The following is an 11,308-nucleotide window of genomic DNA, read 5'->3' on the forward strand; positions in this document are numbered from 1 at the left end:
CTACCCCTGCCCGTCCGAGAACCTCTCCCGCAGCTCCACCTTGCGTACCTTCCCGGACACCGTCATCGGGAAGGAGTCGAGGATCTGAAGCCTGCTCGGGATCTTGTAGTGGGCCAACTGCCCCTCGCAGAAGGACCGTACGTCGTGCAGGGTCGGCGGGGCGGCCGGGTCGTGGGGGATGACGCAGGCCAGGACCTCCTCGCCGTAGTGGTCGTGCGGGATGCCCACGACCTGGACGTCCTGGATGCTCGGGTGGCCGTAGAGGAACTCCTCGATCTCGCGGGGGTAGATGTTCTCCCCGCCCCGGATGATCATGTCCTTGATGCGGCCGACGATCTCGACATAGCCGTCCTCGCGCATCACGGCGAGGTCGCCGGTGTGCATCCAGCGGCCCGCGTCGATGGCCTCGGCGGTCTTCTCCGGCTCGTTCCAGTAGCCGAGCATCACGCTGTAGCCGCGGGTGCACAACTCGCCCGCCGTGCCCCGGGGTTGTGTCACGCCCGTCGCGGGATCGACGACCTTGACCTCGATGTGCGGCAGGACCCGGCCCACGGTGCCCGTGCGGTGCTCCAGGTCGTCGTCCCGCCGGGTCTGGAGGGACACCGGGGAGGTCTCGGTCATGCCGTAGCAGATGGAGACCTCCGCCAAGTGCATCTCGGCGACCACCCGCTTCATCACCTCGACCGGGCAGGGCGAGCCCGCCATGATGCCGGTGCGCAGGGAGGAGAGGTCGTACGCCGCGAAGCCGGGGAGGTTCAGCTCCGCGATGAACATGGTCGGGACGCCGTAGAGCGAGGTGCAGCGCTCCTGCTGGACCGCGTCCAGGGTGGCCTTCGGGTCGAAGGACGGGGCGGGGATGACGATGCAGGCGCCGTGCGAGGTGGCGGCCAGATTGCCCATCACCATGCCGAAGCAGTGGTAGAAGGGGACGGGCACGCACACCCGGTCCTGCTCGCTGTAGGCGATCGACTCGCCCACGAAGTACCCGTTGTTGAGGATGTTGTGGTGTGAGAGGGTCGCGCCCTTGGGGAAGCCCGTCGTGCCCGACGTGTACTGGATGTTGATCGGGTCGTCGCAGGACAGCTCCGGGAACCGGGACCGGGCGTCCGGGGTGGCCCGTCCCAGCAGCGCCTCCCAGCTCGGGTCGCCGACGTACACGACCTCGCGCAACTCGGCGCACCTGTCCCGTACTTGCCCGACCATCGCCCGGTAGTCGCTCGCCTTGTGGCTGACGGAGGCGAACAGCAGGGACACACCGGCCTGCTTGAGGACGTACTCGACCTCGTGCGTGCGGTAGGCCGGGTTGATGTTCACCATGATCGCGCCGATGCGGGCGGTGGCGTACTGGACGAGCACCCACTCGGGGCAGTTCACCGCCCAGATGCCCACCCGGTCGCCCTTGGCGACACCGGAGGCGTGCAGCGCGGACGCCAACTCGTCGACGGCTGAGCCGAATTGCGCGTACGTCCAGCGCCTCCCGGACGGGACGTCGACCAGTGCCTCGCGCTCCGGCCAGGCGGCCACCGCCCGGTCCAGGTTGGCCCCGATCGTGTCGCCGAGCAGGGCCGTCCCGCCGGTTCCATGGCTGTACGACGTCACCGGAAGTCCTCCTCGCGGTACTCGGCGTCCGACCCGGCCGCCGTGGCCTCGCGCAGCTCGATGCGGCGGATCTTGCCGGAGACGGTCTTGGGCAGCGCGCCGAACTCCAGACGGCGGATGCGCTTGTAGGGGGCCAGGGCCTCCCGGGAGTGCTCGAACAGCACCTTCGCGGTGTCCGGACCGGGCTCCCAGCCCTCGGCCAGGACGACGTACGCCTTCGGCACGGCGAGGCGCAGCTCGTCCGGCGCGGGGACGACCGCCGCCTCCGCCACGGCCTCGTGCTCCAGCAGCGCGCTCTCCAGCTCGAAGGGCGAGATCTTGTAGTCACTCGCCTTGAAGACGTCGTCCGCGCGGCCGACGTAGGTGATGTAGCCGTCCTCGTCGCGGGCGCCGATGTCGCCGGTGCGGTAGTAGCCGCCGGCCATCGACTCCGCCGTCCGGTCCGCGTCGCCGTGGTAGCCGGTCATCAGGCCGACCGGGCTCTCCGACAGGTCGAGGGCGATCTCCCCCTCGCTCGCGCCCGGGGCGCCCGAGACGGGGTCCAGCAGTTCGACGCGGTAGCCGGGGCTGGGCCGGCCCATCGAGCCGGTCTTGAGGGGCTGTCCGGGGCTGTTGGCGACCTGTACGGCCGTCTCGGTCTGGCCGAAGCCGTCCCGGATGGTGACGCCCCAGGACCGGCGGACCTGCTCGATGACCTCCGGGTTGAGCGGTTCACCGGCGGCGACGACCTCGCGCGGGCGGGTGCGCAGCTGAGTCAGGTCGGCCTGGATGAGCATGCGCCACACGGTCGGCGGGGCGCAGAAGGTCGTGACGCCGGCCCGGTCCATCTCCGCCATGAGACGGGCCGCGTCGAAGCGCGTGTAGTTGTACAGGAAGACGGTCGCCTCGGCGTTCCAGGGGGCGAAGAGGTTGGACCAGGCGTGCTTGGCCCAGCCCGGGGAGGAGATGTTCAGATGCACGTCGCCTGGCTTGAGGCCGATCCAGTACATCGTCGACAGGTGCCCGATCGGGTACGAGGTGTGGGTGTGCTCGACGAGTTTGGGCCGGGCGGTGGTGCCCGAGGTGAAGTAGAGCATCAGCGGGTCGTCGGCCCGGGTCGGGGCGTCGGGGGCGAAGTCGGCGGGGGCTCCGTACGCGTCCTCCAGCGGCAGCCAGCCCTCGGGGGCCGTACCTGCCGCGATGCGTGTGTAGTCGCCGGAGACCTCGGCGAACTTGCCGGTGTCCTCCGGGCGCGCGATGACATGCCGGACCCGGCCGCGGTCGACACGGTCGCGCAGGTCGGCCGGGCCGAGCAGCGGCGTGGCCGGGATGACCACCGCGCGCAGCTTCATCGCCGCGAGCGCGGTGATCCACAGTTCGGCCTGGTTGCCGAGCATGACGAGGATCCGGTCCTCGGCGCGCACGCCCCGGGCGCGCAGCCAGTTGGCGAACTGGGCCGAGCGCACGGACATCTCCCCGAAGGACAGCCGGGTCTCGCGGCCGTCCTCCTCGACGATGTGCAGGGCGGTGCGGGCGTTGCCCTCCGCGATCTCGTCGAACCAGTCGAGCGCCCAGTTGAAGTACTCGGGACGGGGCCAGCGGAAGCCGTCGTAGGCCGTGGCGTAGTCCTCGCGGTGTTCCAGCAGGAAGTCCCGCGCCTCGCGGAACATCTCCGTCGCCGATGTCATCTGTCCTCCTGAGTACCGGACCATTGCCGGGCGGCTCCCAACCATCGTGTAATCCGTGATGCAGGACTCACTACCCCCGAACGGGGGGTGCGCCCGCACAGGAGCCGTAGTGAAGGGGCGAACAGGTGACAGCAGACGCGTCCGACGCCGTCGAGATACGCAACGCGCTGCTGCGTCTGCGGCGCGCCACCGGTCTCCCCGTCGCCTTCGGCGGCCTGCTGGAGGCCGGGCGGCGGATGCGCATCAGCGAGCTGAGCGGCACGGCGACGGACGCCTTGCGTTCCCTCGCGGTGACGTCCGGGAACGGGCTGGGCGGCAAGACGGTGGTGCTGGCCCGGCCGTGCGTGGTGACGGACTACTCGGTGTCGCGGCAGATCAGCCACGAGTACGACGCCCCGGTGGCCGTGGAGGGGCTGCGCTCGGTGCTGGCCGTGCCGGTGGTCGTACGGCACGGGGTGCGCGGGGTGCTGTACGGGGCGCTGCGGACGGCCCTGCCCCTGGGCGGGCGCATGCTGGAAGCAGCGGTCGAGGCGGCGCGGGACGTGGAGCGGGCCCTGGTCATGCGGGACGAGGCACGGACCCTCGCCGCCGGGGGCGGGGCGGGCGCGGGCTGGGAGCAGGTGCGGGAGGCGCACGCGGCGCTGCGGGCGCTGGCCCCGAAGATCGCGGACCCGGAGCTGCGGGACGAGCTGCTGGAGGCGTGTGCGCTGCTGACGGCCGGATCCGCCTCGCCCGCCAGGGTCCGGCCGGCGCCTCGGGAGGTGGATGTGCTGGCGTGTGTCGCAGCGGGGGCCACGAACGCGGTCGCCGCCGAGCGGCTGGGCGTGACGCCCGAGACCGTCAAGGGGTATCTGCGGTCGGCCATGCGGAAGCTGCGGGCGCGGACCCGGGGCGAGGCTGTGGTCGCCGCGCGTCGGGCGGGATGGTTGCCGTAGGTTTGTGATGTTTTCGGATATGCAGGTTCGTTCGATATACCGAAGGCTTCCCGACGGGGCGCCTACGGCGTCTGCCGCCGCATTCGGGGGCCCAATGAATTCGCCCGGCGGCGTAGGCTGTTATTTCCCTCACCACGCCGTCCGTCCGAAATTCAAAGGGCTGTTGCCTAATATTGGCCAGGACACGACACAGGGAGGGGAGCCGTGACCGTGCGACGGGACTTCCAGGAGCCTCCCAGGTGCCGCCCCGACCTGGTCATCGGCAGGGAGGATCTGTTCACGTCGGCGCGTGAACAGCTGGGCCGAGGCGGAAGTGTGCTGCTCCACGGCCCCGCGGGAATAGGAAAGTCGACGATCCTGCGGGCGCTGGCCGCGGATTACGGCGGCTCGGCGCGGACCGTGTTGCGCTGCTCGGCCACCGAGTCCGAATCCCACCTGCCGTTCCTGGCGCTGGCCGACCTGTTCGGCCTGGTCCTGGACGAGGTCTCGGAACAGCTGCCCTCCGCCCAGCGCACCGCCCTGGAGTCGGCGCTCACCGGCCGCGGCGAGTCCACCCTCCAGCGTGACGGGCTCGCGCTGCGCCTCGCCGTGCTGTCGGCGCTGCGCGCCCTCGCCGCCGAGAGGCCGGTTCTCGTCGTCGCCGACGACCTGCAGTGGCTGGATGCCGCCAGTGCCGAACTGCTCGGCTTCGCCGCCCGCCGGCTGGGCGACACGCCCGTGCAGATGCTGTGCGCGGTGCGGACCGAGGGCCAGGAGTACGACCGTCATCTACGCGCGTCCCCACCCGACACGCTCGCCGTCCGGCTGGGCCCGCTGACCCGTACGCAGGTCTCGGCGCTGCTCGACCACCGCGGCTACACCCCCTTGTCCCGCTCCACGATCCGCGACATCCACCGCACCAGCGGCGGCAACCCGCTCTTCGCGCTGGAACTGGGCCGCGCCCTGGCCGAGAGCCCCACCCGGCCCCGGCCCGGCGAGCCGCTGCCCGTGCCCACCTCACTGCGGGCCCTGGTGCTGAGCCGGCTGGAGATGCTGTCGGACGAGGCGCGCCGCACCCTCCTGGTGGCCAGCGCCGGTGCCCGCCCCACGCTGGCCCTGCTGCACGCGGCCGGCCGGGAGCAGGCCGAGGCCGAGACGGCCCAGGCGGCGGCGCTCGGGCTGCTGGCGACCGACACGGAGGGACCCGCCGTACGGTTCGCGCATCCGCTGATCTCGGCCGCGCTGTACGCGGAGGCCCCGGCGCAGGAGCGGCGGGCGGTGCACGCCGCGCTGTCCACGGCGGCCTCCGACCCGATCGAGCGGGCCCGGCACCTGGCCCTGGCGACGACCGGCACCGACCCGGAGGTGGCGGCCCGGCTCGCCGAGGCCGGAGCGCTGGCCCTGGACCGCGGGGCACCGTCCGTGGCGGCCTCGCTCGGGCTGCTCGCGGCCCGGCACACCCCGGCGGACAGCACCCCGGGTCCGGACGAGCGGCGGCTGCAGGCCGCGGAGGACGCGATCACCGCCGGCGAGGCCGATCTCGCCCGGGACATCGCCCGTGACGTACTGACGCGTGCCACCGTGCCGGCCGAGCGGGTGCGGGCCTGGATGGTGGTCATCGAGGCGGCCGGGCAGGCGCTCGGCGAGGTCGACGCGGTCTTCCCGCAGGTCCTGGCCGACGCGGGCGACGACCCGGGGCTGCTCGCCCTGGTCCACTACCAGCTGGCCTGGCGCGGTCTGGTCGTGGAGGGCGACTTCGCCGAGGCCCGGCAGGAGGCGGAGCACGCGGCGGAGCTGGCCGCCCGGGGCGGGGACCGGCGCACCGAGCTGATGGCGCTGTCCTTCCAGGCCTCCACCGAGACCCTGATGGGCCACCCGGGGGCGCCCGCGACCGTGAAGCGGGCGCTGCGCGAACCCCAGGACCCGTATGTGGCCTGCCACCACAACGGCGCCGGCTCGGCCCGGTTCCGCTGGCTGATCATGAGCGACCGGCTGCCGGAGGCGCGGGCGGTGATCACCGCGCTGCTGCGCGAGGTGCGGCGGCGCGGCATGGTCGAGAGCGAGGTGCACTTCCTGCGCTTCCTCGCCGACACGGAACTGCGCACCGGGCACTGCGGCCGGGCGCTCGACCTGGCCCGGGAGAGCCTGCGGCTGGCCCGTGACGCCGGGATCGGCGAGGGCGCCTCGGCGATGCTCGCCTCCCTCGCGGAGGCCTCCGCCGGGGATGTGGAGCGGGCGCTGGCGCTCGCGCGTGAGGCGGCCGACCACGCGGAGGTCGACGGCGACCAGATGTATCTGTCCCGGGCTCTGGCGGCCCTGGGTTACGCCCAGTTGGTGGCCGGGGACCCGGCGGCCGCGGTGCGTTCGCTGCGCCGGGTGCGGGAGCTGGAGCTGGGCCTCGGCATCAACGACCCGGCGCGCGGCCGCTGGCACGGCGACCTCGCCGAGGCGCTGGTCCGTATCGGCGAACCGGGCGAGGCCCAGGACGTCATCGACACGACCCGGGCGCACGCGCTGCGGCTGGGCCGGGAGAGCGTGCTGGCCGTGCTGGACCGGGCCGAGGCACTGGTGCGGGCGGCACGCGGCGAACACGAGGCCGCCCTCGTGCGGTTGGCGTCGGTGCGGGACCGGCTCGGCAGGCTGGGCTACGGGCTGGAGGAGGCGCGGGCCGCCTTCGCGCTGGCCCGGCTGCGTGCCCAGGCCGCCGCCCTGCCCCGCACCGGGAACACTCCCCTGCCGGGGCCCGCGTCGTACGACGAGGCGGCCCGGCTGTTCCGGCGCTGCCGGGCGCTGCCCTGGCTGCGGCAGGTCGACGCGGCCGCCGCGGGCGGTTCGACGGCGGTGGAGCCTGCCTCGGTGGCGCCGCCCGTCGCGCTGGACGCGCTGGAGGGCCTGGCCTCGATGGAGCGTCAGGTCGCCTCGCTGGTGATGGAGGGGGCGACCAACCGGGAGATCGCGGCCCGTCTGTTCATCAGTGTCAAGACCGTCGAGGCGACGCTGACCCGGGTCTACCGGAAGCTGGGGATCCGTTCGCGGGTGGACATCGTCCGTCTCGCCGCCGGCCGTCGCACGACCTGACCCCCACCTGGGTTCACGGGGCGCGACCGAGGGTTTTCCCTGCCCAACTCCCTTAGGGGGTTCCCTCATTGGGAGCCCCCTGTGCCGGGCTCTAGCTTGGGGGCGTGCCGCTCGCCGGGCACACGGAGATCCGAACAACGGCGTCAGGGTCCCCGTGCTTCACCACCACCCGCGCGACCCCCCACCGGCAACTCCCCCAAGGAGACCCATGTTCGGGTTCAACCGTGCCAAGAAGGCCGCCGCCGTCGCCGCGGCGACCGCTGCCGCCGCCGCGACCGCGCTGCTCACCGCTCCCTCCGCCGTCGCCGCTCCCCAGCCGATCGTCGGCGGCAGCACGACCACGACCACCGCGTACCCGTTCGTCATGCAGATCACGGACGCCTCGCAGAACCAGTTCTGCGGCGGCACGCTGGTCTCGCCCACCAAGGTCGTCACCGCCGCGCACTGCATGGTCGGTGAGACCACCAGCAGCGTGCGGGTGGTCGGTGGCCGCACCTACCTCAACGGCACCAACGGCACCGTCAGCAGAGTCAGCAAGATATGGATCCACCCGAGCTACACCGACGCCACCAACGGCGACGACGTGGCCGTGCTGACGCTGTCGACGTCGATGCCGTACACGACGGCGAAGTACGTCACGTCGTCCCAGACCTCGGTGTACGCGGCCGGCGCCACCGCGCGCATCCTCGGCTGGGGCACCACGTCCGCGGGCGGCAGCTCCTCCAACCAGCTGCGCACCGCGACGGTTCCGACCGTGTCCGACTCCAGTTGCGGCAGCTCCTACGGCTCCGACTTCGTGCAGAGCGACATGGTGTGCGCCGGATACACCTCCGGCGGCGTGGACACCTGCCAGGGCGACAGCGGCGGTCCCCTGCTCATCGGGGGCGTCCTGGCAGGCATCACTTCCTGGGGCGAGGGCTGCGCCCAGGCCGGTTACCCGGGTGTGTACACCCGGCTGACCACCTTCTCCAACCTGGTCACGACGCAGGTCAACTCGTAACCAGAAATAGCTCCTGAGTACCCCTCAGGTGAAAGACCAGGGGGCGTTGCGGGCCTCCACGAGCGGCCCGCAACGCCCCTCTCCATGCGCGCTACTTCCGTACGGTGCCGAAGCAGATGTCGTACGACGTCCCCGGGTGCATCACGCGCAGCATCCGCTCGCCCTCGGCGGTGACCTCCTCCCGCCTGGTGCTGGTGAGCCGGTCGAAGGGCTCGATCACGAGGGCGTCGTCCTCAAGTCGCCACAGGCCGGCGAGGAAGCCGTCGACGAGGAGCGTGGAGTAGGCGATGTTGCCCTGCCAGGAGCGGCCCCGGTGCTCCGGCGGGACGACGCGGGTGCGGTCGGCGTGGGAGAGCAGCAGGTTGTCGAACTCGGGCAGGAAGCGCGGCGGGGCCGGGGTGTCCGGGTCGGGGCGGGGGGCGTCCGGGAGGTCGAACAGCTCGACGCCGCCCTCGTCCTGGAAGGTGACGAGTCGCGGCCGGAGCCGTTCGAAGGCGTCCCGCAGGCGGGTCAGTCCGGCCCAGGTCTGCATGTCCTTCACCGAGGCCGGGCCGAAGGCGGCGAGGTAGCGCAGGACGACCGCGTCGGGAGCGGGGGCGGGTTCCGACGGGCGGCCGAGCCAGTGCTCGGCGGTGGTGAGGCTGACCTGCCCGCTACGGCCCCACAGCCCGCGGGGGGTCACCTGCACCAGCGGCAGTCGGCACCGGGCGGCGACCGCGAGGGCCTGCGGGTCGGCGTCGGGCCACTCCTGGAGCAGGGCCTCGCGCAACTGCTTCATCGTGCGGGGCTCGGCCTCGACGAGGTCCCGGGCGAGAGCCGCGAGCCGGTCCAGGTCGACACCGGCGAGCCCCTTGCGGAACTGGACCAGCTCCCGGTCCCGGGCGGGCTGCACCAGCGGCCTCAGGGTGAGGCAGTCGGCCGCGGTGTGGGTGTGGATGGTGGAGCGCATCGTGACGATACGGACGACCTCGCGGCCGGCCATCGGCGCCGACAGCGCCTCGGGGTCGAAACCGTCCAGGCGGGCGGCGAGCGCGTAGTACGGGGGCTTGACGTTCTGCGCCTGGAGACCGACCAGATGCTCGACGGCCGCGAGGGCGGACATCCGGGCGGGGCGCAGCAGCAGTTGCCGGTCGAGGGTGGCGCGGTTGAGGGCACGGGTACCGAGGACGCTCCGCTGGGTGTTCGCCATGAGGGCACGGTAGCGGGGGTTGCGGACAGCTTCTGTCCGCGATGGCCGTAAGTCCCGGACCCGGCGGTAATCCGGGCGCGGCAGGGTAAAGGGAATCGATCAGCCCCCGTCGAGAAGGAGCCGAGGATGACCGACGACGCCTACCTGTTCCTGCTTGACGACCCGTCGGCGCCGCTCGGTGTGGCGCCCGCCGCCGTCGGCGATCTCGCGTGCATGGAGACCCCCGCGGTACGCGCGTGGCTGGACGCGCAGGGCAGCACGCCGGCCTCCCCGCAGCTGCGCCTGCTGCCGCCGGAGGAGACGGCGGCCATCCCCGAGGCAGCGGAACGGCTGCCCGTCCCGCTGGGCGAGGAGGAACTGAGCCGGGTCCGCCATCTGAACGCACCCCGGTCACTCGCCCGGGTGGAGGAGGAACTCCTCGCCTTCCGCGACTGCGCGGGCGGCCGCGACGGCCTGATCGCCCGCGCGCTCACCGCCGGAGTGGCACCGCACCGCATCGTCGAACTGACCGGCGTGGATCCGGCGACGGTGACAGCGGCGACGAACGGCTGACGATAGGGCGACGGGTTCGGCTGCCGCCCGGCCTCCGACCGATACCGGCCTTCGGGCGAATTCAGGGCCGGTTCCGCGGTTCGGCGGGCGGTGGGTGGTAGGGGCATGAGATGGCCGCGTCTGTCGAACCGCCCGCCTCGCCGCTCGGACGTCCGGGGGGTGGGGAGCCGCGTGTGCCGGGGTGGCTGCGGGTCGCGGGGGCGTATGCGTGGCGGATCATCGCCGTCGGGATCGTCGTCCGCTTCGCCTTCTCCGTGCTGGGGCAGTTTCATCGGATCGCCGTCGCCGTCTTCCTCGGTCTGGTCATCGCCGCCGTGCTCCGTCCCGCGGCCGGTCTGCTGGCCCGGTTGATGCCCAGGCCGCTCGCGGTGGCCGTCGCGATCGTCGGCGGCATCGTGCTGGTGCTCGGGGCGCTGACCCTGGTCGGTGAGACCGTGGCGGACCAGCGCAGCGGACTGGAGCGGGAGTTCGTGGCGGGGATCGACCGGATCGAGCGTCAGCTGGAGGAGCCGCCGTTCCGACTGCCCGCGGACGCCTTCGCCGATCTCCAGTCCAGGATCGGCAAGCTGCTGTCGAGCCATCGCTCCACTCTCATCAGTACGGCACTCAGCGGCGCGAGCCGGCTGCTTGAGGTGCTGACCGTGCTGGCGCTGGCCCTGTTCTGCGCGGTCTTCTTCACGCACTCCGGCGAGCGGCAGTGGCGGTGGATGTGCGACCAGCTCCCCGAGGGGGCGCGGGAGCGGGTCATGGTCGCGGGCGGGGCCGCCTGGCGGACCTTCACCGGCTATACGCACGGCATCCTGCTGGTGGCGGCGACCAACGCTGTCCTCGTGGGCATCGCCCTGTTCGCTCTCGGGGTGCCGCTCGCCATGCCGCTGGCGCTGCTGGAGTTCGTGGCCGCCTTCATCCCGCTGATCGGCTCGCCGATCGCCCTGGCCGTCGCGGCCGTCGTCGCGCTGGCGTCGAAGGGCCCGCTCATCGCCCTGGTGGTGGTGGCCCTGATCGTGATCATCGGACAGATCGAGGGCCATCTCCTGCACCCCATCGTGATGAGCTGGGCCGTCCGGCTGCACCCCGTGGTGGTGGCCCTGGCGGTCGTCGGCGGAGCGGTCGCGGCGGGGGTGATCGGTGCCGTGGTGGCCGTACCGCTGGTCGCCGTGGTGTGGTCCGTGTACCAGGCGCTGCGAGCGTCCGGGGACGAGATCACCACCCCTGCCTGAACGCCGCGCGGATCATGGAGACCGAGGCCACAGTCAGGGGGAGGGCAAGGTCACAGCCGCGCCCACTCCTGCTCTTTCGTTAACGTGCC

Annotated in this window: 8 protein-coding genes; 5 read left to right on the plus strand and 3 right to left on the minus strand. The window is 72.4% G+C overall.

Going from position 1 to position 11,308, the window contains the following annotated elements:
- Complete coding sequence (locus KJK29_RS06230) at window positions 1–1,599, minus strand: AMP-binding protein (protein WP_215117697.1); 1,599 nt, start codon at window positions 1,597–1,599, stop codon at window positions 1–3.
- Window positions 1,596–3,266 (minus strand): AMP-binding protein, encoded by a 1,671-nt coding sequence (locus tag KJK29_RS06235; RefSeq protein ID WP_215117698.1) that lies wholly within the window; start codon window positions 3,264–3,266, stop codon window positions 1,596–1,598. The genes KJK29_RS06230 and KJK29_RS06235 overlap by 4 nt, the downstream gene beginning before the upstream one ends.
- A gap of 125 nt (window positions 3,267–3,391) precedes the next feature.
- Between KJK29_RS06235 and KJK29_RS06240 the strand changes: the two genes are divergently transcribed.
- From KJK29_RS06240 to KJK29_RS06250, 3 genes are all read left to right on the plus strand, one after another.
- The gene (locus KJK29_RS06240) at window positions 3,392–4,201 is read left to right on the plus strand and encodes a helix-turn-helix transcriptional regulator (RefSeq protein ID WP_215117699.1); all 810 of its coding nucleotides are present in this window, start codon (window positions 3,392–3,394) and stop codon (window positions 4,199–4,201) included.
- 204 nt (window positions 4,202–4,405) lie between these two features.
- Window positions 4,406–7,258, plus strand: a complete 2,853-nt coding sequence (locus KJK29_RS06245; protein ID WP_215117700.1) for a helix-turn-helix transcriptional regulator — start codon at window positions 4,406–4,408, stop codon at window positions 7,256–7,258.
- Between the two features lie 208 nt (window positions 7,259–7,466).
- The gene (locus KJK29_RS06250) at window positions 7,467–8,258 is read left to right on the plus strand and encodes a S1 family peptidase (protein ID WP_215117701.1); all 792 of its coding nucleotides are present in this window, start codon (window positions 7,467–7,469) and stop codon (window positions 8,256–8,258) included.
- Between the two features lie 91 nt (window positions 8,259–8,349).
- On the opposite strand, the gene KJK29_RS06255 is transcribed toward KJK29_RS06250, so the two are convergent.
- On the minus strand, window positions 8,350–9,447 hold the full coding sequence (locus tag KJK29_RS06255) for a winged helix DNA-binding domain-containing protein (protein WP_215117702.1): 1,098 nt from the start codon (window positions 9,445–9,447) through the stop codon (window positions 8,350–8,352).
- Window positions 9,448–9,573: 126 nt separating this feature from the next.
- On the opposite strand from KJK29_RS06255, the gene KJK29_RS06260 reads away from it, so the two are divergent.
- Window positions 9,574–9,999, plus strand: coding sequence for a DUF6003 family protein (locus KJK29_RS06260; RefSeq protein WP_215117703.1), 426 nt, complete (start codon window positions 9,574–9,576; stop codon window positions 9,997–9,999).
- Window positions 10,000–10,109: 110 nt separating this feature from the next.
- Complete coding sequence (locus KJK29_RS06265) at window positions 10,110–11,219, plus strand: AI-2E family transporter (protein ID WP_215117704.1); 1,110 nt, start codon at window positions 10,110–10,112, stop codon at window positions 11,217–11,219.
- Window positions 11,220–11,308 lie beyond the last annotated feature (89 nt).

This window comes from Streptomyces koelreuteriae (assembly GCF_018604545.1).
In the GTDB taxonomy this organism is placed as follows: domain Bacteria; phylum Actinomycetota; class Actinomycetes; order Streptomycetales; family Streptomycetaceae; genus Streptomyces; species Streptomyces koelreuteriae.

Coding starts and splice junctions, on each gene's coding strand:
- KJK29_RS06235 (WP_215117698.1), bottom strand. CDS start 3,266: ATGACATCGGCGACGGAGATGTTCCGCGAGGCGCGGGACTTCCTGCTG.
- KJK29_RS06250 (WP_215117701.1), top strand. CDS start 7,467: ATGTTCGGGTTCAACCGTGCCAAGAAGGCCGCCGCCGTCGCCGCGGCG.
- KJK29_RS06255 (WP_215117702.1), bottom strand. CDS start 9,447: ATGGCGAACACCCAGCGGAGCGTCCTCGGTACCCGTGCCCTCAACCGC.
- KJK29_RS06260 (WP_215117703.1), top strand. CDS start 9,574: ATGACCGACGACGCCTACCTGTTCCTGCTTGACGACCCGTCGGCGCCG.
- KJK29_RS06265 (WP_215117704.1), top strand. CDS start 10,110: ATGGCCGCGTCTGTCGAACCGCCCGCCTCGCCGCTCGGACGTCCGGGG.